Here is a 23,223-nt window from a genome sequence, read left to right as displayed (position 1 = left end):
ATTCCCGGCTTCGTTGCGCGCACCATAGCCGAGCCGGGCGCGAGGCTTAAGCACCCTTCGGGCAGGCCGGGGTGGCCTGAGGGCTTCGCCTTTGCTAGAAGCCGCGCGAACACTTCAGCCCCCATCCGGACCCGGCGGACGAATTCCATGCCCTCCCAGGCGCACAGCCGATTTCCCGAGCGCAAAGGCCGCGCCCTGGACGATGCCCTTCTCGCACGCTACGAGGCCGCCGGCTTCGTGCGCATCGACACGCCCATTCTCCAGCCGGCGGACGTGTTCCTGGACCTTTCGGGCGAATCCATCCGCCGCCAGCTCTATCTCACCACGGACATGGAGGGGCAGGAACTCTGCCTGCGGCCGGATCTGACGATCCCGGTGGCGCGGCAGGTGCTCCAGTCCGGCGCGCCGCTGCCGACCTTCGTGAGCTATCTCGGCCCGGTGTTCCGCTTTCGCGGCGAAAGCTGCGGCGAGTTCCGCCATGCCGGCGTCGAATCCTTCGGCCGCACCGACCTTGAGGCCGCGGACGCGGAGATTCTCGCCCTCGGGCTGGAGACCTGCGCCATCTACAACATGCCCGCGCCGGCGATCCAGCTGGGCGACGTCGCCCTGTTCGCGGCCTTGCTGGACGCCCTGCCCCTGCCCCCGGCGTGGCGGCGGCGGCTGCTGAAGGATTTCGGCCAGAGCAGCCTGGACGCCGACCTCACCCGCCTCAATGCCGAGCGCGCGAGCAATGGCGCGAGCCATGCCGGCGTGCTGAACGCGCTCACCGGCTCCGATCCGGAAGGCGCGCGCGCCCTGATCACCGACCTGCTCTCCATCGCCGGCATCACCACGGTGGGCGGCCGCAGCGTCTCGGAGATCGCCGAGCGGTTCCTGGAACAGGCCTCGCTCGACGCCGGCAACGGCCTGTCGTCGGAAACGGCGGTGATCCTCGGACGCTATCTGAACATCACCGGCAATCCGGACGATGCCTCGGCGCGCCTGCGGGCCCTGGCGAAGGACGCCGGCATCGCGCTCGACGCCGCGCTCGATGCGTTCGACCGCCGCGCCGGCTTCATCAGCGCCCACGGCATCGCCCTTTCGGATATCCAGTTCTCGGCCGCCTTCGGCCGGCCGCTCGATTATTACAGCGGCATGGTGTTCGAGCTGCACGATCCGCACGGGCGCGTGGACGGGCCGCTGGTGGCGGGCGGGCGCTACGATCGCCTGCTGGAGCGGCTCGGCGGCGGCGCGGTGGTGCCCGCCGTGGGCCTCGCCGCCTGGGTCGAGCGCCTCGCGCAGCTGGATGACGCCGCGATGGACAAGGCCGCGGCGCGCCCGGCCGATGGGGAGGCGGGACGATGAGCGACACCTTGATTCTCGCCGTTCCCTCCAAGGGCCGGCTCCAGGAAAACGTGCAGGCGTTCTTCGCCCGCGCCGGCATGCCGCTGCTCCAGGCGCGCGGCGCCCGCGACTATCGCGGCGCCATCGGCGGGGTGGAGCATGTGGAGGTGGCCTATCTCTCGGCCTCCGAGATCGCCGCCGCGCTCGCCTCCGGCACCGCCCATGTGGGCGTCACGGGCGAGGATCTGGTGCGCGAGAACATCTCCCACGCCGACACCCGCGTCGCGCTGCTGGAGAAGCTCGGCTTCGGCCATGCCAATGTGGTGGTCGCGGTGCCGCAGGCCTGGATCGACGTGCGCACCATGGACGACCTGGACGATGTGGCGAGCCATTTCCACAGCCGCACCGGCCGGCGCATCCGCGTCGCGACCAAATATGTGAACCTCACCCGCGCCTTCTTCGCGCGGCACGGCATCGTCGATTATCGCATCGTCGAGAGCGCGGGCGCGACCGAGGGCACGCCGGCGGCCGGCAGCGCCGAATTGATCGTCGACATCACCACCACCGGCGCCACCTTGTCCGCCAATGCGCTGAAGGTGGTGGACGACGGCGTGATGCTGCGCTCGGAAGCTAATCTCGTGGCCTCCCTCACCGCCCCCTGGACGGCGGGAACGCGCGCCGTCGCCCGCGCCATCTTCGATCGCATGGCGGCGGAAAAGCGCGCCCGCACCATGCGCGAGGTGCGCACCCGCTTCAGCTCGTGCGATGCCGACCTGGTGGCGCAGGCGGTGGAACGGTTCCGCTGCGTGGCGCCGTTCGGCGGGCCGACCTCCTCGGGCATGCTCACCCTGCACTGCCCGCCGGACACGCTGCACGGCCTCGCCACCTTCCTGCGCGCCGAGGGCGCCAGCATGGTGACGGTGGGGGCGCTGGAATATGTGTTCGCCTCCGACAATCCGCTGTTCGAGGCGCTGGAAGCGCGCCTCGCCTCCAGCTGAGGGCCGCGCGCTTTAGAACAATTGCCTGCTGAAACGTCATGAAAGCCGTCTTATAAGCCGGAGCCGGACACATCCGCGTCCGATCCCGTTTTGGAGCTCAGCCTCATGACACGTCCCGCCAAGCGTATCGCAGTGACCGGCGCCGCCGGCCAGATTTGCTATTCCCTGCTGTTTCGTCTGGCACACGGTGACGTGTTCGGCGCCGACCAGCCGGTGGTGCTTCAGCTGCTCGACCTGCCGCAGGCCCAGGCGGCCGTGGGCGGCGTGGTGATGGAACTGGAAGACTGCGCGTTCCCGCTGCTCGCCGGCGTCACCATCACCGACGATCCCAAGGTCGCCTTCCGCGACGTGGATGCCGCCATCCTGGTGGGCTCGCGACCCCGCACCAAGGGCATGGAGCGGCGCGACCTTCTGCTCGCCAATGGCGAGATCTTCAAGGTGCAGGGCCGCGCCCTGAACGAAGCGGCGAGCCGCGACGCCCGCGTGCTGGTGGTCGGCAATCCCGCCAACACCAATGCGGCGATCCTCGCCCAGAACGCGCCGGACTTCCCGCGCGAGAACATCAACGCGATGCTCCGCCTGGATCATAACCGCGCGCTCTCCCAGCTCGCCGCCAAGGCCGGCATCGAGGTGGCCAGCATCCGGAAGATGGCCGTATGGGGCAATCATTCGCCCACCATGTTCGCCGACTGGCGCTTCGCCACCTCCGGCGGCAAGGCCCTGCCCGAGCTGATCAACGACGAAGCCTGGTATCGCGACACGTTCATCCCCACGGTGGCCAAGCGCGGCACGGCGATCATCGAAGCGCGCGGCGCCTCCTCGGCCGCGTCCGCCGCGAACGCCGCCATCGACCACATGCACGACTGGTTCCAGGGCTCGAACGGCGACTGGGTTTCCATGGGCGTGCCCTCGGACGGCAGCTATGGCATTCCCGAGGGCCTCTATGCGGGCGTCCCGGCGATCTGCGCCAACGGCAGCTATGAGCGCGTCACCGGCCTGCCGATCGACGATTTCGCCCGCTCCATGATCGATCGCACCGTCGCCGAACTGGTGGAAGAGCTGGACGCGCTGAAGTCCTGAACGCAAAAATGGCGCGGCCGGCGGGAAGCTCCCGCCGGCCGCGCCAGATTGAATGAGTTGATGTCCGCTCACGCCGTGTCGGCGATCCGCCGGGCGCGCGCCTGGTCGAACACCCTGCGCACGGCGTCCCCGCGCTCCATGCGCTTGGCCAGGGCGTTGAAGGCGAGCCGCGCCGGCTCCTCGATGCGGGAATAGGTGAGCGCCGAGAGCGCCAGCACCACCACGAGCACGCCCGCCAGCGCCGCATGGCTCTGCCACACGCCGCCGAGGTCGTAGAGCGTCTTCGCGTGCCCCGCGACCACCACCTCCCGCTCCAGCGCGACACCGGCCGCGCCCGCCAGGCTCCAGGCCAGGAAAGCCGCCGCCATCAGCACCAGTTGGTGGCTCATGTAGATGGAATAGGACCAGCGCCCGAGCGCGGCGAACGGGGGCGCCTGCAACAGGCGCGAGATCACGCCCTGTTCGCGCGCGAACACCAGCACCGCCGCCGCGAACGCCAGCGGCGCGGCGAGGCTGAGCGCCCGCACCGCATCCGGCCCATGGCTGGAGCGGATCACGAAAGCCCCCACCAGCAGGACCACGCCGACCTCCCACGCGGTGGCAAGCGGCAGGCGCCGATCGCCCCACATCTCATGGAGGCGATAGGCGGCGACGCCGGTGAAGAAGCCGGCCACGCAGCGGATGAGGCCGAAATCGGCGGTCGAATTCATGTAGGTGGGAGAGACGGCGGCGAGCAGGGCAAGGCTCGCCAGCACCAGCCCGGCGGCGGCGAGGCTGAGACGGGGCAGCGCCAGCACGCACACCGCGCCGAACAGAAGGTAGGTGTAGAATTCCGCACCGATGCTCCAGCTCGGCGCATTCCAGGCCATGCCGTGCAGGTCCACCGCATTCAGCAGCAGCAGGTGGATGGGAATGGCGATGGCGGAATATTCGCTCGGCCCAAGGGTGAAGGCGAAGCGCTCGGGGTGCGGCAGCAGGTTCACCAGGGCGATGAAGCCGACGAACAGCGCGAGCATGGCGGCATGCAGCGGCCACAGGCGGCCGAACCGCCGCACCACGAAGGCGCGCCAGGACGGCGCATCCCCCAGCCGGTCGCGATAGGCGTGGCACACCACGAAGCCGCTGAGGACGAAGAAAAAGTCCACGAACAAAAATGCGTTCGTGATGATCGGCGCCCCCATGAGGGGTGAATGGAACACAAAGCAGAAGTGGAAAAGCACCACCAATAGCGCGCAGATCCCACGCCAAGCATCCAGAGCTTTGAAGCGAACCATGAAACATACCTCCGGTGCTGAAAAGCCGGAGGCGCGCCGAAGGTTCCCATGAGGAGAAGCCTTGTCCGAAATGCGGATACTTCATGGCACGGCTTTGTTGAATATTTCTACCTTGGCCGTTGCGAAAAGGGGGAACCTCCCCGGTTTCGCCCCAAGCGCGCGCGCCCCTTCCCCCGCCCATTGCGACGGCCTAGTCTTCCCCGCGCGCCGCAGGCGCACAGACCGTTGCTTGTCCCGGAGTGATCGATGCGTGAAGCCGAGCCCCAACCCGTGCGCCTGGCCGATTACCGCCCGCCCGAATGGCTGGTGGATACCGTCGATCTCGATATTTCCCTGCATCCCACCGCGACCCGCGTGGTCTCCCGCCTCGCCCTGCGCCGCAATCCCGCCGGCATCGCCGGCGCTCCCATCGCGCTGGACGGCGACGGCCTGACGCTGGTGCGCGTGGCCATCAACGGCACGCCTCTGGCCGGGGGCGCCTATGAGGCGACGCCCCAGGCGCTGGTGATTCCCGCCCCGCCGGCGGACCGCCTGATGCTGGAAATCGAAACCCTGGTGGACCCCACGGCGAACACCCAGCTCATGGGCCTGTTCCGCACCAGCGCGAATTATTGCACCCAGTGCGAGCCCGAGGGCTTCCGCCGCATCACCTATTTCCCCGACCGCTCGGACGTGCTCGCCGTCTACACCACCCGCATCGAGGCGGATAAGGACGAGGCGCCGATCCTGCTCGGCAACGGCAATCTGGAGAAGAGCGGGCCGATCGCCGGCACCAACCGCCATTATGCGGTCTGGCACGACCCGTGGCCCAAGCCGAGCTATCTGTTCGCGCTCGTGGGCGGCAAGCTGGACAAGGTGCCGAGCCATTTCGTCACCGCCTCCGGCCGCCCGGTGGAGCTGGGCATCTATGTGGAGCCCGGAAAGGCGGATCGCGCCGCCTATGCCATGGACGCGCTGAAGCGCGCCATGCGCTGGGACGAGCAGGCGTTCGGCCGCGAATACGATCTCGACGTGTTCAACATCGTCGCCGTGTCGGATTTCAACATGGGCGCCATGGAGAACAAGGGCCTCAACGTCTTCAACGACAAATACGTGCTCGCCACGCCCGAGACCGCGACCGATGCGGACTATGCCAATATCGAGGCGATCATCGCCCACGAATATTTCCACAATTGGAGCGGCAACCGCATCACCTGCCGCGACTGGTTCCAGCTGTGCCTGAAGGAGGGCCTGACCGTCTTCCGCGACCAGGAATTCTCCTCCGACCAGCGCTCGCGCCCGGTGAAGCGCATCGCCGACGTGCGCCTGCTGAAAGCCCAGCAATTCACCGAGGATGCCGGGCCGCTGTCCCATCCGGTGCGGCCGCAGGTCTATCGCGAGATCAATAATTTCTACACGGCGACCGTCTATGAGAAGGGCGCCGAAGTGGTGCGGATGCTGAAGACCCTGCTGGGCGAAGAGGGATTCCGCGCCGGCATGGATCTCTATTTCACCCGCCACGACGGGCACGCGGCCACCATCGAGGATTTCCTGAAATGCTTCGCGGACGCCACGGGCCGCGACCTCGATGCTTTCGCGCTCTGGTACGCGCAGGCCGGCACGCCCCGGCTCGACGTCACCGGCGCCTATGACGCGGCCGCCGGCACGTTCCGCCTGGACGTCGCCCAATCCACCCCGCCGACGCCGGGCCAGAGCGAGAAGAAGCCGCTGGTCATTCCCCTCGCGCTCGGGCTCGTCGGCCCCAATGGCAGCGACATGCCGCTGGTTCTGGAGGACGGCACGGCGGTGCTGGACGGCGTGCTGGAAGTCACGGCGCCGCGGCAGAGCTTCGTCTTCACCGGCATCGGCACGCGCCCGGTGGCCTCGCTCAATCGCGGCTTCTCGGCGCCGGTCAATCTGTCGTCCAATCTCACGAGCGAGGACCTGGTGTTCCTCGCGGCCCACGACAGCGATCCGTTCAACCGCTTCGACGCCATCCAGGCCCTCGCTTTCGCCCTGCTGAAGGATGGCGCGCGCACCGGCGTCCTGCCGGATCCCAAGGCACTGGTTGAGGCCGCCCGCCTGCTGCTTTCCGATCCCGCCCTGGACCCCGCCTTCAAGGCCCAGGCCCTGGCCTTGCCAGGGGAAGGTGAAGTCGCGCGGGAACTGGCGCGCGACGTCGACCCTGACGCCGTCTTCGCCGCCCGCAAGGCCCTGCGCAAGGCGTTCGCCGAGGGGCTGGGCGATTTGTTCGCCGAGGCGTACGCGGCCCTGGGCACGCCCCGCCCCTATGCCCCGGACGCGGCTTCCGCCGGCCGCCGCGCGCTGCGCAATCTCAGCCTCGACTATCTCACCGTGGCCGGCACGCCCGAGGCGCTGGCCCGCGCCATGGCGCAATTCGAGGCGGCGGACAACATGACCGACCGCTTCGCCGCCCTCTCGGTTCTGTCCCAGCACGACACGCCCGAGCGGGCGCAGGCGCTGGACGCCTTCTTCCGCCGGTTCGAGAACGACCCGCTGGTGATCGACAAATGGCTGAGCCTCCAGGCCATGATTCCCGAGACCGGGACCCTGGAGCGGGTGAAGCGCCTGTCGCTGATGCCCTTCTTCTCCATGACCAATCCGAACCGGGTGCGGGCGCTCATCGGCGCCTTCGCCACCGGCAATGCCACCCAGTTCAATCGCGCCGACGGAGCGGGCTACGATTTCCTGGTGGAGGTGGTGCTGGGCCTGGATGGCACCAACCCGCAGGTGGCCTCCCGCATGCTCTCCGCCTTCAAGACCTGGCGGCAATTGGAGGCGGGCCGCGCCGCCCATGCGGAACGCGCGCTGCGACGGGTTGCCGAAACGCCCGGGCTGTCCGAAGATGTGGCCGATATTGCGATGCGTTCGCTCGGATAACGCAGAAATTATCGACAAAAACGGGATAATAAGCTGCGCAATTGGCTTATTATCCCGTCCCTGGCCAAGGACTAGGTTTCCCGTATCGACACGCCGGCCCCGCCGGCTTTCACATGCAGGAGACTTTCCATGCGCAATCTCACCCTCGCCGCCCTTGCCATCGGCACCGCCCTGACCGTTTCCGGCGCCGCCAGCGCCGACGAATACGTCACCGCCCTGAACAAGGAGGCCTATGCGGTCGCGGCCGAATCCGCCCGCGAAGCCCCGGCCACCGATCCCTTCGCGGTCGCGCCCCTCGGCTATGCGGCGACCCCGACCGCCAGCCATCCCCTGAACGCCATCTTCCCGGCCCAGAATGCGCGGCCGACGACCATGAGCGAGGCCGACCGCGCCCAGCTGCATATCGGCAACCGTGGCATTGGCGGCGCGGCCGAGTGACACCCATATAGGGTTAAAGGTCCGGACCAGGGCGCGGTGCGCAGCGATGCGCGCCGCGTCCGTTTCCGTGTGTAAGAGGAAGCAACGCCATGGCGCGCTTCGATGATATTGAGGTGTTCCTGCGGGTGGTGGAGCGCGGCAGCTTCAGCGCCGCCGCCGCGCAGCTCGGTCTTCCCGCAACCTCGGTGAGCCGCAAGCTGAAGACGCTCGAGGATCGGCTCGGGGTGCAATTGCTCCACCGCACCACGCGCCGGGTCTGGCCGAGCGAGGCGGGGCAGGCCTATTACAACCAGTGCGTCGATGCGATTGCGGCGCTGGACCGCGCCGAAGCCAGCGCCCGCGCGCTCACCAAGGAGCCGGAGGGCCCGCTGAAGGTGCTCATCACCTATGCCCCCGCGATCCTGATCCTGGAGCCGGAAATCGCCACCTTCCGCGCCCGCTATCCCAAGGTGCAGCTGAACCTGACGCTGGACAACCACCCGCTCGACCTCGCCGAGCACGGCTATGACGTCGCGGTGCGGCCGGGGCCGGTGCGCGATTCCAGCTATCATGTGCGCTCGCTCGGATTGCAGACCCTCAGCCTGCTGGCGAGCCCGTCCTATCTCGACCGCAAGGGCCGCCCCTCCCACCCGAGCGAACTCGGGCTGCACGACCTGGTCGCGATCCGCAGCCGCCCGGGACCGCTGCATTGGGACCTCGACGGCCCCGGCGGGCCGATGGATTTGCAGATCCAGCCCGCGCTCGTCACCAACGATCCCATCATGGCCCTGCGCCAGACGCTGAGCGGCGCCGGCATCCTGATGATCTCGCGCTGCCTCGCCCGTCGGCGGGTCGAAGCCGGGGAGCTGGAGGTGGTGCTTCCCGACTGGCAGCGCCGGGCGCCGCTGGAAACGGTGGCCCTGTTCCCCGCCCGCGCCACCCAGGACCTGAAGGTGCGGGTGTTCGTGGACTTCATGGTTGAAGTCTATTCGCGATGGATACGCCCGGCTGAATCGCCCGCGCTGGTCTTGGCGGCGCAGCGCGGCGCGCCCCGCACCCTCAACGCAGCTTGAGCGGCACCGTCAAACACTGGGAGGCGGTAAAAAGAACCCGCGTATTACGTGAATTTTTGCGGTCTTGACTCTCCCGGACTCTAGACAACACCCCCCCGATTCGAGTCCAATCGACCCCGATTCGGAGAGATGCGGCACGTCCCTCCAAGTCTTGTGAGGACGATAGGTCGAGGGGCGTGGCCGCCCTGAGACCGGACACCGGAGGAGGGGCCGGCGATGGCACGCGCCAACGCTGAGAGCGTCGGTGTGCGCGGTCATGCCATAGGTGGATTGGCAAAATCCGTAGCACGACCCGCCTACCAACGGCTTCTCGAAGCCGAGCCTTTTCTGCGCCGGATCGTCCCGGCGCTGATCATCACCTTCCTGGTCGTCATCGGCATCGGCGCCGTTGTGCAGGTGCACAGCCACCGCCAGGCCGTGATCGACAACGCCAAGGATGATCTGAGTCTCCTCGCGCTCGCAACCGCGGAGGGGCTGAGCCAGCGCCTGGGCGGCAACCTGGCGCGCGCCAACCAGGCCTTGCAGGATTCCCTTCCGCCCCGCGCGACGCTGGGCGGGCGCCGGATCTATGTGACCGATCCGCAGGGGCGCATCCTCGCCTCGGCGCCGCAGGGCCTGCCGGCGGCGACGACGCTGGCCGACGTGCTCGATCCCTCCCAGCCCCTCACGGTGTTCGCCGAGCGCGCCGGCGTGCTGGAGATCCCGTTCGGCGACGACAGCGCCCTCGCCACCGTGCGCAACCTCAACCCGCCGCTCGGCCAGATCATCTATGTGCAGCCCATGGCGCGGGCGCTCGCCACCTGGTCGGAGAGTACCACGCTGACGGTGACGCTGTTCACCACCACCGGCGCGGTGCTGCTGATCCTCGGCTTCTCCTTCCACTGGCAGGCGAGCCGGGCGCGCGAGGCGGACCACATCTACGACACCGTGCGCGTGCGCATCGACACCGCGCTGAACCGCGGCCGCTGCGGCATGTGGGATTGGGACATGGCGCGCGGCCGCATGTACTGGTCCGACACCATGTTCGAGATCCTCGGGCTGGACCGGCGCGACGACCTGCTCTCGTTCGGCGACATCGCCAAGCTGGTGCATCCCGACGACGTGAACCTCTATGAGCTGGCCCAGGACCTCGCGGACCGGCCCGGCGCCTCGGTGGACCGGGTGTTCCGCATGCGCACCGCGCGCGGCGACTTCGTGTGGCTGCGCATGCGCGCGGAAGTGGTGCAGCAGGGCGGCGAGGACGGCCCGCACCTGATCGGCATCGCCATGGATGTCACCGAGGCCCAGCGCATGGCGGAACGCACGGTGACCGCCGACACCCGCCTGCGCGACGCCATCGAGAGCATCTCGGAAGCCTTCGTGCTGTGGGACAGCCAGAACCGCCTCGTGCTCTGCAATTCCAAGTTCCAGAGCCTGCATGAACTGCCGGACGATGCGATCCAGGTCGGCACCTCGTTCGACACCATCGCCACGGTCGGTCGCCACCCGGTCACGCGCACGCCGCTGAAGCCGGAGGACAAGCCGGAAGAGGGCTCGCGGGCGTTCGAGGCGCAGCTCTCCAACGGCCGCTGGCTGAAGATCGCCGAGCGCCGCACGAAAGACGGCGGCTACGTGTCGGTGGGCACGGACATCACCCCGCTCAAGCGCCATGAGGAACGCCTCATGGACAATGAGAAGCGCCTGATGGCGCTGGTCGCCGACCTGCGCAAATCCCAGCAGACCCTGGAGCTTCAGGCCCAGCAGCTGGCCGAGCTGGCGGAGAAATATTCGGAAGAGAAGAACCGGGCCGAGGACGCCAACCGCGCCAAGAGCGAATTCATGGCCAATATGAGCCACGAATTGCGCACGCCGCTCAATGCCATCATCGGCTTTTCCGAAATCATGGAGAGCGGCATGTTCGGCCCGCTCGGCTCGGAGAAGTACGCGGAATATTGCGGCGACATCAAAGGCTCCGGCACCTATCTGCTGGACGTCATCAACGACATCCTGGACATGTCGAAGATCGAGGCCGGCCGCATGCAGCTGGAGCTGGAGGATGTGCGGCTGGACGAGATCGTCACGGATGCCCTGCGCGTCATGGCGCTCAAGGGGCAGGAAAAGCAGATCTCCGTCACCGCCGAGGCGGGCGAAGGGCTCGCCGTGCGGGCGGACAAGCGGGCGCTCAAGCAGATCCTGCTGAACCTGCTCTCCAATGCGGTGAAGTTCACGCCCGAGGGCGGACGCATCGCCATCAAGGCGCGGGTGAACGGCGGGGCGGCGGTGATCGCCATCGAGGACAGCGGCATCGGCATCGCCAAGCATGCGCTTGCCAAGCTGGGGCGGCCGTTCGAGCAGGTGGAAAGCCAGTTCACCAAGACCCACAAGGGCTCGGGCCTGGGTCTCGCGATCGCCAAGTCGCTGACCGAGCTGCACGGCGGGGCCATGCGCATCCGCTCGCAGGAAGGGGTGGGCACCACCGTCATCATCCGCCTGCCGCTGGACGGCGGCGCGGCCAATTCCAACGAGACGCCGCGCCTCACCTCGGTGATGTGAGGCGACACCCTCGCTTGCGCGGGGCCACTGGCACCCCGGGAAAAAGCGATGACGTTCGAACCGCACCGCCCTCCCCCCTTGCGGTGGAGGATTGCGCGGGGGTCTGCTGCGTTTGTCCGAGCAGCGCTGGTGCTTGCGGCACGCTACCCCCCTCCCCACCCCTCCCCCACAAGGGGGGAGGGTGAAAGCCCATTCTTCCTCGAATGTGGATTGAAATCAGGCCGCCGCCTGCTCCAGCACGCGGGTGAAAATCTCGCGCACCCGGTCCTGGGTTTCGCGCAGATGGGCGTCCAGGGTGGCGAAGTCCGGCATCTCGCCGGCGCGGGCGAGGAGCGCCTTCAGGGCCGGGCTCGCCTCAGCGGGAAGGAAATGGGTGTCGAGCGCCAGCCGCAGCACCTGCGTCAGATCCTGGTAGAGACGGCAGGCATTGGCGAGGAGGTGAATGTCCTCCGCCGGCAACAGGTGGAGTTCGCCCGCCACGGCGATGATGCGCGCGGTCGCCGTATCGACGATCTGCGGATGCTGGGCGGCGTGCACCAGCACCAGATATTGCGCCAGGAACTCCACATCCACCTGCCCGCCGAGGGCATGCTTGAGGTTCCAGCGGTCGGCCTCGCCCTTCTCGGCGGCGATGGCGCCGCGCATGTCGAGAATGTCGCCGGCGATCCGGCGCGGATCGCGCGGGCGGGCCAGCACGTGGCGGATCACCGTTTCCACCCGGGTGCAGAAATCCGAATGCGCCGAGATCACGCGGGCGCGGGTGAGCGCCATGTGTTCCCAGGTCCAGGCCTCGTCGCGCTGGTAATTCTCGAATGAGCGCAGCCGCGTCGCCACCGGGCCCGAGCGCCCCGAGGGGCGCAGGCGCAGGTCTACGTCATAGAGCTTGCCGGCGTTCGTCAGGCTGGTGAGGGCGGTGACCAGGCGCTGGGTGAAGCGGGCGAAATATTGCGCGCCGTGCAGCGGGCGCGGACCGTCGGAGGTGGGGTCGGCATCCGGGTCGAAATCATAGAGCACGATCAGGTCGAGATCGGAGCCGGCGGTCATTTCCCGGCTGCCGAGCTTGCCCATGGAGAGAACGGCCGTCTCGGCCCCCGCGATGGTGCCGTGCGCCTCCTGGAACCGCGCCCAGACCCGCGCGTGCAGGGCGCGAATGATCACCTCGGCGAGGCGCGCATAGGCCTCGCCCGCGCGCGCGGCGGGCAGCGTGCCGGAGGCGATGCGCACGCCGATCAGCACATGCTGTTCCTGGCGGAAGCGGCGCGCGCGGTCGAGCTGCTCTTCATCGCTCTCGGCGGTGTCGAGCAGGATTTCCAGATGCTGCTCCAGGCTCGCCTGGTCGGGGAGCTTGTTGAAGAAGGCCGGGTCCAGCAGGGCATCGAGCAGCGAGGGCCGCCGCGCCAGCGTTTCGCCGAGGCGCGGGGCAACCGTGAGGATGGTGGCGAGCAGCCGCACCAGATCGGGATGGCGCTGCAAGGCGTGGATCAGATGGCCGCCGGAAAGCTCGGCGAAGAAATTGTCGGCTGCGATCAATGCCCCGTCGGGGTCGCCGCCGCGCGACAATTGCTCCAGCAGCAGCGGCGCGATGCTGGCGAGCTGCCCGCGCGCCACGTCGCTGCGCAGAACGCGATGGCGCCCCGCCATCCAGCCGCGCACCACGGTGCTGGCGGCGGGCGGATCGCGGAAGCCGAGGCGCGAGAGCACGGCCAGCGTCTGGCGATCGTCATGATCGGGGGGAAAGAGCAGCTGCCCGTCCAGCACCGCGGGGGGCGGACTGTCTTCGAACAATTGGGCATAATGGTGCTGCACCCGCTTCAGGCGATCCACCAGGGCGGCGGCGAAGGCGTCGCGGGTCTGGTAGCCCATGAAGCGGGCGAAGGCGCCCAGCGCGTCGGTCTGCTCCGGCAAGGTGTGGGTCTGGGCATCCGCCACCATCTGGATGCGGTGCTCGACCCGGCGCAGGAAGAGGTAGGCCTCGGCCAGTTCGTCGCGCACGGTCCCGGCGATCCAGAAATCCCGCACCAGCGCGTCGAGCGCCTCCAGGGTGCGCGGGGAGCGCAGGTTCGGATCCCGGCCCCCGGCGATGAGCTGCTGGGTCTGGACGAAGAATTCCACCTCGCGGATGCCGCCGCGCCCGAGCTTCACATTGTGGCCTTCCACCGCCACCACGTCGTGCCCGCGAAACGCATGGATCTCGCGCTTCATGGCATGCACGTCGGCGATGGCGCGGTAGTCCAGCACCCGGCGCCAGACGAAGGGGGCGAGATCGGAGAGGAATTCGCGGCCCACCGCGAGATCGCCGGCCACCGGGCGCGCCTTGATATAGGCGGCGCGCTCCCAGGTCGCGCCCTCGCGCTCGTAATAGGCCAGCGCCGCGGCGGTGGAGAGCGCCACTTGCGTCGAGCCGGGGTCCGGCCGCAGGCGCAGGTCCACCCGCAGCACATAGCCGTCGCCGGTGCGCTCCTGGAGCATGCGCACCAGGGCGCGGGTGATCTTCACGAAGAAGGGGGAGGGTTCCACGCCCTCGGCGAGGGGCGCCACGTCGCGGTCGTAGACCACGATCAGATCCACGTCGGAGGAATAGTTCAGCTCGCGCGCGCCGTGCTTGCCCATGGCGATCACGGCGAGGCCGCAGCCCATGGCCGGATGCGCGGGGTCGGGAGGCCGGAGCTTGCCGGCGGCAGCGGCCTCGGCCAGCAGGAAATCGAGCGCCGCGCCGAGCGCCGTGTCGGCGATGTCGGTGAGCGCGCCCGTCACCTGCACCAGGTCCATGGCCCCGCCGATATCGGCCAGAGCAATGGTGAGCGCGGCTTCCGCCCGCATCTTGCGCAGCGCCGTCATCGCCTGCGCCTCGTCGGCGGCTTGGGCGACCGCCTGCCGGCAGGCGGCGGTAAGCGCGGCGATATGGGCCGCCGGGGCGCATTCCAGCGCCCGCAGCAGCCGCCCGGGATCGGCGCGAATGAGATCGTGGAGGAACGGCGAGGATTCGGCGACGCCGAGCAGGACATCGCGCGCCCGAGGATAGGCCGCGAGGATCTGGTCCACCCGCGCGCGCCCGGCCGAATCCAGGCCCTCGAGCGCGTAGCCGAGCCTGACCTTTGCCGCCTCAGCATCGCACAGCACAGGGCCTTCCCACAGCAAGGCGGCAAGCGAGGCGGCAGCAATAGGGGGCGAAGTGGAGGAAGCGGACATTTGCCTCACTTAAAGGCATGAGGCCGTGCCTAAGCGCAAGCCCTTATGGCGTTTTCGCGGGCAAACGAAGGGTCGCCCGCAGGCCCGGCGCGTTGTCGGAAAAGGCGAGACTGCCACCATGGAGCCGTGCCACGGCGGCCACCAACGACAGGCCGAGACCGGAACCGGGGCGCGAGCGGCTGGTGTCCAACCGCACGAAACGCTCCACCACCCGTTCGCGATCCTGCGGCGCAATGCCCGGCCCGCGATCGCCCACCTCAAGCACGGCCTCATCGCCCTCGCGGCGCAGGCTGACGCGGATCTCCCCGCGCGTGCCCTCGGCCGCCCGGCCGTATTTGAGGGCGTTGTCCACCAGATTGGCGAGCGCCTGGGCGAGCAGTTCGCGCATGCCGTGAACCTCCACCGGCTGCGCCTCCACCGAAAGGTCCATGCCCTGCTCGTCCGCGAGCGGCTCATACAGCTCGGCGACGTTCTCGGCGATGGCGGCAAGGTCGAGGTCCACCATATTGTCCCGCGCCTGGCCGGCCTCCGCGCGCGCGATCATCAGCAGCGCGTCGAAGGTGCGCATGAGGGAATCGCTTTCCTCGATGGTGGTCTCCAGCGCGGCGCGCCACTCCTCCTCCGAATGGGCGCCGCGCAGCGCCTCTTCCGCGCGGTTGCGCAGGCGCGTGAGCGGCGTCTTGAGGTCGTGGGCGATGTTGTCGGACACCTCCTTGAGGCCGACCATCAGCCCCTCGATGCGGTCCAGCATGGTGTTGAGGCTCTGGGCGAGGCGGTCGAACTCGTCGCCGGTGCCGTCCACGGCCAGCCGGCCGGAGAGATCCCCGGCCATGATGGTTTCGGAGGTTGCGGTCATGGATTCGATGCGCTTGAGCACCCGCCGCGTCACGAAGATGCCGCCGGCGAGCCCCAGCACCAGGATCAGCACCAGCGCGCCTTGGGCGGGGCGCACCACCAATTGGCGCAGGGTGTCGCGCTCCTCGATGTCGCGGCCCACCAGCAGGCGGTACCCGCCGGGCAGTTGGAACACCTGCACGAAGGCGAGGAATTCCTTCGCCCCCGGCTCGTCGGAACGGCGGTAGGGCGTGATCCGCGTGCCCGCCTTGTCGAGCAGCCCGATGGGCAGGTCCGACACGTTGGAGGCCATCACCTCGCCGGTGAAATTGGTGAGCAGGTAGATCGAGGAGCCCGGCCGGCGGGTGCGGCGGTCGATGGCGATGACGAGGCGCTGGATGCCGCCGATGCGATATTGCTCGGCCAGGAACCGCACCTCGCCTTCCACATTCTCCGCCACCTGGCTCTCGATCAGCGCGCGCGTGTGCCACGCCACATAGGCGATCATGGCCACCGAGAAGAGCGCGAACACCACGAGATAGGCGGCCAGCAGCTTGAACGCCGTGGTGCGCACCAATTGCAGCAGGTTCCGGGGCATCCGCATGGTGGCGTCAGGCCGCCTGGAGGGCGGGGCGATGGCGCTCGGCCATCAGCGCAGCCCGACCCGGATCATGTAGCCGGCGCCGCGCACCGTGTGCAGCAACGGCACGTCGAAGCCCTTGTCGATCTTCGAGCGCAGGCGCGAGACATGGACGTCGATCACGTTGGTCTGCGGGTCGAAATGATAATCCCACACGTTTTCCAGCAGCATGGTGCGCGTCACCACCTGTCCGGCATGGCGCATGAGATATTCCAGCAGGCGGAATTCGCGGGGCTGGAGCGGAATGTCCTTGCCGCCCCGGCTGACGCGATGGGCGAGGCGGTCCAGCTCCAGGTCGCCGACCCGGTAGATGGTCTCCGCCGCCTGCGGCGCGCCGCGCCGGGAGAGAGCTTCCACGCGCGCCAGCAATTCGGTGAAGGCATAGGGCTTCGGCAGATAATCGTCGCCCCCGGCGCGCAGGCCCACCACCCGGTCGTCCACCTGCCCCAGCGCGGAGAGGATCAGCGCCGGCGTGGTGTCGCCCCGCCGCCGCAGGTCGGAGACGATGCTGAGTCCGTCCTTGAGCGGCAGCATGCGGTCCACCACCAGCACGTCGTACTTGCCGTCGAGGGCGAGGGCGAGCCCCTCCTCCCCGTCGCCGGCATGGTCCACCACATGGCCGGCCTCGCGGAAAGCCTTGCGCAGATAGTCCGCCGCGTCGCGGTCGTCCTCGATGAGGAGCAGGCGCATGGAGAAGGTCAGACCTTGTTCGAGATTCGCGTCCATCTCATCCTAGCGCCGAAAGCGAGCCGGGGAACGGCCCGAAACGGGCCGCGCGAAGAGGTGTCGAACAAAAGCGCGGTGCGGGAAGCGCTGCGGCTTCCCGCACCGCGGGGATCGGAACGGCACAGGGTGACGGAACGAACTACTCCGGTGCCGCCCCGAAGCGGCGGGCAAAGCCCGCCGTTAGGATCGGGGAAGAGACGGTCAGCCCTTCGCCTTGGCGTCGATGGCGATGGCGACGAAGCGCACGCCCTGTTCGCCCTTCACCCGCATGAGCACCGCCTTGCGGTTCTCGGCCTTGGCGGCGGCGAGGCCGTCGCGCACATCCTTGGGGCTGGAGACGGTCTTGCCGCCCACGTCCAGGATCACGTCGCCGGAGCGGATGCCGCGCTGGGCGGCCGGGCCGTTCGGCTCCACCTCGGTGACGACCACGCCGTCCGCGCCGGCGCCCTTGACCGACTTGGCCGGAGCAAGCTGGAGGCCGAGGCGCGGCACGTCGGCGCCGGGGGCCTGGTCGCTCTCGCCCGGGCTCAGGCTCGCCTGCTGCTCGTTGGGGATCTGCTCCAGCGTCACCGCGACGTTGATCGGCTTGTTGTCGCGGATCACCGTCAGGTCGACATTGGCGCCCGGCTTCATCATGCCGATCTTGCGGGTCAGGTCGCGGGCGTCCTTGATGGTCTCGCCGTTCACCTTGGCCACCACGTCGCCGCTCTTCAGGCCGGCCTTGGCACCGGGGGTGCCGGGCTGGACCTGGGCCACCAGCGCGCCTTCCGACGTGCTCAGGCCGAGGCCCGAGGCGAGATCGTCGGTCACCGGCTGGATCTGCACGCCGATATAGCCGCGCGCCACCTTGCCGCTGTCGCGGAGCTGGTTCACCACCGTCTTCACGGTCTCGGAGGGAATGGCGAAGGCGATGCCCACATTGCCGCCCGAGGGGGAGACGATGGCGGTGTTCATGCCGATGACCTCGCCGTTGAGGCTGAAGGTCGGGCCGCCGGAATTGCCGCGATTGATCGGCGCGTCGATCTGGATGAAGTCGTCATACGGGCCCGAGCCGATATCGCGGCCGCGCGCCGAGACGATGCCCGCCGTCACCGTTCCGCCGAGGCCGAACGGATTGCCGACCGCGATCACCCAGTCGCCGACGCGGGGCGCGCCATCGGCGAGCTTCACCCACGGCAGGTCGGTCTTGCCCTCGATCTTGAGCAGGGCAACGTCGGTGCGCGGGTCCGCGCCGATCACCTTGGCGGTGTATTCCTTGCCGTCGGTGGTGGTCACGTCCACTTCGCTCGCGCCGTCCACCACGTGGTTGTTGGTGACCACATAGCCGTCGGCGGAGATGATGAAGCCCGAGCCCTGGCCGACCACGCGGCGCTCACCCTTGTCGCCGCGATCGGCGCGGGGGCGCTGGGGCATCTGGCCCTGCGGGCCGCCCTGGCCTTCCAGGCCGAAGCGCTTCAGGAAACGCTCGATCTGCGGGGGCACGTCGTTGCCGAACGGGCCCTCTTCGCCCATGGCCATTTCCTGGGCGTTGACGTCCTTCTTGACCTTCACCGAGACCACGGCGGGCGAGACCTTCTCCACCGTATCGGCGAAGGAGAACGTGCCGGCGGGCTGGCTGGTGGTGATCTGCGCGTTGGCCGGCATGGAATAGGGCGGGATGAACTGGCCGACAACGATGCCGGTCACAGCCAGGCCGAAGACCCCGCCGAGCAGAGCGGAGCGGCGGCGACGGATGAGGGTGGACTTGCGCGGGAAGCCGGTCATGGGATCGTTCGTCTCTCTTCTGTCTGCCCCCCGTGGGGCAAGGTCGAGAGCGAACATAGGGCCGGGAAACTTACAGCCGGCTGGCGGCCGGATTACCGATCGTTAAGGCGCGTCACGGCTGCGTGAGCTTCCTTAAGACAGCGCGCCGCGCCGGCCCGGCGACGGCCGCGTCAGCTTGCGCCCGGCGGTGCGGGGGGCGAGGCGGGGGCGGCCTGGGTGAGGATCCGGCGCACCCGCTCTTCCTCGTCCGGGGTCAGGGGCACGGTGTCCGGCGCGGCGCGGCGGCGGCGCTGGATCGCCAGAGAGGCAGCGAGCGCCCCTGCCGCCAGCACCAGCAGCGGCGCGCCCCACAGCAAGGCATTGCGCCAGGAGAGCGCGGGGCGCATCAGCACGAACTCGCCATAGCGCGCCACCAGGAAATCGAGCACCTGCTGGTCGCTGTCGCCGGCCTTCAGACGATCCCGCACGAGCAGGCGCAAATCGCGCGCGAGCGGCGCGTCGCTGTCGTCGATGGACTGGTTCTGGCAGACCATGCAGCGCAATTCCCTGGAGAGATCGCGCGCCCGCGCCTCCAGCACCGGATCGCCCAGCACCTCGTCCGGCTGCACCGCGAACGCCGGGGCCGCGCCAAGCGCCCCGAGGGCGCCGAAGGCCAGCGGCAGCAGGAGGACAAGGGCGACCAGGCGGCGCATCGGCTTATTCCGCCGCCGCCGGAAGGGAGCCGCGCCGCATGCGCGCCGGCTTCGGCGCCCCGACGCGCAGCCGCCGGTCCGCGAGCGAGAGCAGGCCGCCGAGCGCCATCACCACCGCGCCGAGCCAGATCAGGGTCACGAACGGCTTCCAGGTGGCGCGCATGGAAAGGGTGCCGTCCGGATGCTCCTCGCCGATGGAGACATAGAGCTGGCTGAAGCCGAAGGTGCGAATGCCGGATTCGGTGGTGGCCATCTGGCGGGCGGCGAACTGGCGCTTGGCGGCTTCCACCGTGCCCTGGGAGAGGCCGCCGTCGCGGATCTCGAACACCGCCACGCGGGAGGTGAAATTGGGTCCGGCGCGGTTCTCGACGCGCGCCAGGGTGAGGTCGCGGGTGCCGATGGTCACCGTTTCGCCGACCCGCACGGCGGCGATCTTCTCCAGGCTCCAGGCGGTCTCGCTCACGATGCCGAGCAGGCAGATGCCGACCCCGAGATGGGCGATGGCGGTGCCGAAGGTGGAGCGCGGCAGGCCGGTGAGACGGCGCACCGCGAGGCGGGCGGAGACGCGGCCGATGCCGGCGCGCTCGGCGATGTCGGTCAGCGCCCCGGCGATGATGAACACCGCCAGCCCGATGGCGACCGGCGCCAGGACCGGCCCGCGCTCCTCGCTCACCGCCGCCGTCGCGGCCGCGGTCACCACCGCAGCCACCACCGCGAAGCCGGCCGCGAGCATCAGCCGCTGGGCGACCCCGAGCAGGTCGCCGCGCTTCCAGGCCAGCAGCGGGCCGAACGGCATGGCGAACACCAGCGGCAGCATCAGCCCGCCGAAGGTGAGATTGAAGAAGGGGGGACCCACGGTGATCTTGTCCCCGGTCAGCGCCTCGAGCGCGAGGGGATAGAGCGTGCCGACGAACACCGAGGCGGTGGCGGCGGTGAGGAAGAGGTTATTGAACACCAGCGCGCCCTCGCGCGAGATCGGCGCGAACAGGCCGCCCTGGCGCAATTCCCCGGCCCGCAGCGCGAACAGGGCGAGGCTGCCGCCGATGAAAATCACCAGGATGGCAAGGATGAACACGCCGCGCAGCGGATCGGTCGCGAACGCGTGCACCGAGGTGAGCACGCCCGAGCGCACCAGGAAGGTGCCGATGAGGGAGAGGGAGAAGGCGAGGATCGCCAAAAGGATGGTCCACACCTTCAGGGCGTCGCGCTTTTCCATCACCACGGCGGAATGCAGCAGCGCGGTGGCGGCGAGCCACGGCATGAGGGAAGCATTCTCCACCGGGTCCCAGAACCACCAGCCGCCCCAGCCCAATTCGTAATAGGCCCAGTAGGAGCCCATGGCGATCCCGAGGGTGAGGAAGATCCAGGCGGTGAGCGTCCAGGGCCGCACCCAGCGCGCCCAGGCGGCGTCGATCCGCCCCTCGATCAAGGCGGCTATGGCGAAGGCGAAGGCGATGGAGAGCCCGACATAGCCGAGATAGAGCAGCGGCGGGTGGATCGCGAGGCCGGGATCCTGGAGCACGGGATTGAGATCGCGCCCCTCGCCCGGCGGCGAGAGCACCCGCAGGAACGGGTTCGAGGTGAGCAGGATGAACAGCAGGAAGGCGGTGGCGATGGACGCCTGCACCGCCAGCACGTTCGCTTTCAACCGATCCGGCAGATTGCCGCCGAACAGGGCCACCAGCGCGCCGAATACCGACAGCACCAGCGCCCACAGCAGCATGGAGCCCTCGTGATTGCCCCAGGTGCTGGTGATCTTATAGACCAGCGGCATTTGCGAGTGGGAATTCTCGACCACATTGGCGACCGAGAAATCCGAGGTCACATAGAGCATCACGAGGCAGGCGAAGGCGCCGCCGACGAACAGCAGCATGGCCAGGGCGACCGGCGCGGCGACGCCCATGAGCACGGGATCGCCCTTGGCGGCACCCCAGGCGGGCACCACCATCTGCACCAGGGCCAAAGCGAGGGCGAGGATCAGGGCGTATTGGCCGATTTCCGCGATCATTGCACGGTGCTCCGACCGGGCGCCGGCGCGGGCGGCCCGCCGGGCTCGCCCTCTTTCCAGTGCCCCTGCTTCTTCAACGCGTCGGCGACTTCGCGCGGCATGTAGCGCTCGTCGTGCTTGGCGAGCACGGTATCGGCCTTGAACGCGCCGTCGGTCCCGACCACACCCTCGGCCACCACGCCCTGCCCTTCCCGGAACAGGTCCGGCAGGATGCCGGTATAGGTCACCGGAACCTGCGCATTGCCGTCGGTGACGGTGAAGCGCACCGCCGCGCCCTGCTTGCTCACGCTGCCCGCCTCCACGAGACCGCCGAGCCGAAGCCGGGTGCCGGGGGCGACCTTGTGTTCGGCGATCTCGCTCGGCGAGCGGAAGAACACGATGGTGTCGTTGAGCGCAGTCAGGATCAGCCCGGCGGCGAGCGCCAGCACGGCCAGGGCGGACCCGATGAGGATGAGGCGGCGGCCTTTACGCGTCACGTCGATCTGCTCCCGAAGCGCACGGCCTGAGGCGGCGGCTCCCGCATGTGTCGGCTAAGATGGTGCGGGGCGCGCGCATTCTCAATTGCTCGCTCCGGGCCCGATCTTCAATTCATCGGCAAGCGCGGAAAGGCGCGCCTGGGCGGCGACATCCTCCGCGAACGCGGCCCGGGCGGCGGCGAGCGCCGACACCGCCTTGTCGCGTTCGCCCAGCACCGTGCGGGCGCGCACCAGGCGCAACCAGCCGTCGAGGTCCTTCGGGTCGGCATCAAGGCGCTGCTGAAGGCGGTCCACCATCCCCTGGATCATCTGCGCGCGGCCGGCGGCGTCGAGCTGGGCGGCCGCCTCCACATCCTGCGCGCTGGGACCGGGCGGCGCGCCGACGGCCGGAGCGGCCGAGCCGGCGTCCCGGCGCATCACGGAGCCGGAAGGAGCGGCCGCCGAGGGGGGCGGCGGCACGGGCGCCCCGATGCGCCCGAGCGCGGTGCGCACCAGGCCGAGCCAGGGCGCGTTCGGCGGGGAATCCTGCACCAGCTTGGTCCAGATCGCCGCCGCTTCGTCCTTGCGGCCGTCCTGCTCGGCGGCGAGGCCGAGGAAATAGCGGGCGCGCGGCGAGGTCGGATCGAGCGCGAGCGCCGCCTGGAAGGCCGCGGCGGCCTCCCTGGTGACGATGCCATTGCCCTGCACCACCAGCGCCTCGCCCAAGGCCGCGCGCCGTTCCGCGCTGTCGCCGAGATAGCGGATGGCCTGGGCGTAGGCGCGCACCGCATCGTCCACGCGGCCAAGCCGCAGATAGATCGGGGCGAGGATTTCATAGCCCTGCCCATCGCCGGGATTGGCGGCGAGATGGTCCTCCACCTTGCGCACCAGGATCGCCACATCGGTGCGGTCCGGCGGCGCGGCGAGGCGCGCGGCGAGCGGCGCACCGGGCAGGCCGGGCGTGCCGAGCATCACATAAAGTCCGATGGCCGCCAGCGGTACGCCCACCAGAGCGAGGCCGGCGGCGATGCGCCTGCGGATCCCCGCACGAACCGGATCCTGCGCCGGCTCGGGTGCAGCTTCCGCGGCGGCGAGCATGCGGCGCGCCACCTCGATGCGCGCGGCCTCGGCCTGCGCGGCGGGAAGCCGGCCGGCGGCCTGGTCGCGCTCCAGCTCGGTCAATTGGTCGCGGTAGACGGCCAGATCCGCCGCCTTCTCGTCCTTCAGCGGCCGGCGGCGGGCCAGCGGCCACAGCACCGCCATCACCGCCGCGGCGGTCATGAGGGCGAAGGCTGCGAACAGGGAAGACGGCATCATCGTGCCCAGGCGTTAGCCGAG

At 69.1% G+C, this 23,223-nt stretch carries 16 protein-coding genes; 7 read left to right on the top strand and 9 right to left on the bottom strand.

Features of this window, described 5'->3' with window-relative positions:
* Nucleotides 1-147: 147 nt before the first annotated feature.
* The 3 genes from V5F84_RS09605 to V5F84_RS09595 all read left to right on the top strand — a co-directional run bounded on the left by V5F84_RS09605 (nt 148) and on the right by V5F84_RS09595 (nt 3,401).
* Nucleotides 148-1,344: an ATP phosphoribosyltransferase regulatory subunit gene (locus tag V5F84_RS09605; RefSeq protein WP_394045923.1), complete on the top strand. Its 1,197-nt coding sequence runs from the start codon at nt 148-150 to the stop codon at nt 1,342-1,344.
* Nucleotides 1,341-2,321 carry an ATP phosphoribosyltransferase gene (gene hisG / locus V5F84_RS09600; protein WP_394045921.1) on the top strand — a complete coding sequence of 327 codons (981 nt, stop codon included), beginning with the start codon at nt 1,341-1,343 and terminating at the stop codon, nt 2,319-2,321. Before V5F84_RS09605 ends, hisG begins: the two co-directional genes overlap by 4 nt.
* Before the next feature lie 105 nt (nt 2,322-2,426).
* On the top strand, nt 2,427-3,401 hold the full coding sequence (locus V5F84_RS09595; protein ID WP_394045919.1) for a malate dehydrogenase: 975 nt from the start codon (nt 2,427-2,429) through the stop codon (nt 3,399-3,401).
* A 68-nt stretch (nt 3,402-3,469) separates the two neighbouring features.
* Here V5F84_RS09595 and V5F84_RS09590 read toward each other — a convergent pair whose 3' ends face one another.
* Nucleotides 3,470-4,675, bottom strand: coding sequence for an acyltransferase family protein (locus V5F84_RS09590; protein ID WP_394045917.1), 1,206 nt, complete (start codon nt 4,673-4,675; stop codon nt 3,470-3,472).
* Between the two features lie 246 nt (nt 4,676-4,921).
* On the opposite strand from V5F84_RS09590, the gene pepN reads away from it, so the two are divergent.
* From pepN to V5F84_RS09570, 4 genes are all read left to right on the top strand, one after another.
* Complete coding sequence (gene pepN / locus V5F84_RS09585; protein ID WP_394045915.1) at nt 4,922-7,555, top strand: aminopeptidase N; 2,634 nt, start codon at nt 4,922-4,924, stop codon at nt 7,553-7,555.
* A 129-nt stretch (nt 7,556-7,684) separates the two neighbouring features.
* Nucleotides 7,685-7,993 carry a hypothetical protein gene (locus V5F84_RS09580; protein ID WP_394045913.1) on the top strand — a complete coding sequence of 103 codons (309 nt, stop codon included), beginning with the start codon at nt 7,685-7,687 and terminating at the stop codon, nt 7,991-7,993.
* 89 nt (nt 7,994-8,082) lie between these two features.
* Entirely contained in the window at nt 8,083-9,045 is a 963-nt protein-coding gene (locus V5F84_RS09575) for a LysR family transcriptional regulator (protein ID WP_394045911.1), read from the top strand.
* Nucleotides 9,046-9,261: 216 nt separating this feature from the next.
* The gene (locus V5F84_RS09570) at nt 9,262-11,577 is read left to right on the top strand and encodes an ATP-binding protein (protein ID WP_394045909.1); all 2,316 of its coding nucleotides are present in this window, start codon (nt 9,262-9,264) and stop codon (nt 11,575-11,577) included.
* A gap of 216 nt (nt 11,578-11,793) precedes the next feature.
* Here V5F84_RS09570 and V5F84_RS09565 read toward each other — a convergent pair whose 3' ends face one another.
* From V5F84_RS09565 to ccmI, 8 genes are all read right to left on the bottom strand, one after another.
* Complete coding sequence (locus tag V5F84_RS09565; RefSeq protein WP_394045907.1) at nt 11,794-14,766, bottom strand: bifunctional [glutamine synthetase] adenylyltransferase/[glutamine synthetase]-adenylyl-L-tyrosine phosphorylase; 2,973 nt, start codon at nt 14,764-14,766, stop codon at nt 11,794-11,796.
* Between the two features lie 43 nt (nt 14,767-14,809).
* Nucleotides 14,810-16,204, bottom strand: a complete 1,395-nt coding sequence (locus V5F84_RS09560) for an ATP-binding protein (protein ID WP_394045905.1) — start codon at nt 16,202-16,204, stop codon at nt 14,810-14,812.
* Between the two features lie 45 nt (nt 16,205-16,249).
* A complete protein-coding gene (locus V5F84_RS09555) occupies nt 16,250-16,966 on the bottom strand; it encodes a response regulator transcription factor (RefSeq protein WP_348846118.1) in 717 nt (238 codons plus the stop codon).
* A 201-nt stretch (nt 16,967-17,167) separates the two neighbouring features.
* Nucleotides 17,168-18,730, bottom strand: coding sequence for a Do family serine endopeptidase (locus V5F84_RS09550; protein ID WP_394045903.1), 1,563 nt, complete (start codon nt 18,728-18,730; stop codon nt 17,168-17,170).
* A gap of 170 nt (nt 18,731-18,900) precedes the next feature.
* Entirely contained in the window at nt 18,901-19,422 is a 522-nt protein-coding gene (locus V5F84_RS09545) for a cytochrome c-type biogenesis protein (protein WP_394045901.1), read from the bottom strand.
* Nucleotides 19,423-19,426: 4 nt separating this feature from the next.
* Nucleotides 19,427-21,430 carry a heme lyase CcmF/NrfE family subunit gene (locus V5F84_RS09540; protein ID WP_394045899.1) on the bottom strand — a complete coding sequence of 668 codons (2,004 nt, stop codon included), beginning with the start codon at nt 21,428-21,430 and terminating at the stop codon, nt 19,427-19,429.
* Nucleotides 21,427-21,906 (bottom strand): cytochrome c maturation protein CcmE, encoded by a 480-nt coding sequence (gene ccmE, locus V5F84_RS09535; RefSeq protein WP_394045897.1) that lies wholly within the window; start codon nt 21,904-21,906, stop codon nt 21,427-21,429. The genes V5F84_RS09540 and ccmE overlap by 4 nt, the downstream gene beginning before the upstream one ends.
* A gap of 81 nt (nt 21,907-21,987) precedes the next feature.
* On the bottom strand, nt 21,988-23,199 hold the full coding sequence (gene ccmI, locus V5F84_RS09530; RefSeq protein ID WP_394045895.1) for a c-type cytochrome biogenesis protein CcmI: 1,212 nt from the start codon (nt 23,197-23,199) through the stop codon (nt 21,988-21,990).
* Nucleotides 23,200-23,223: the final 24 nt, after the last annotated feature.

Source organism: Roseixanthobacter liquoris, assembly GCF_043195135.2.
GTDB lineage: Bacteria > Pseudomonadota > Alphaproteobacteria > Rhizobiales > Xanthobacteraceae > NCEH01.
This window is presented reverse-complemented; position numbering and strand designations above follow the sequence as displayed.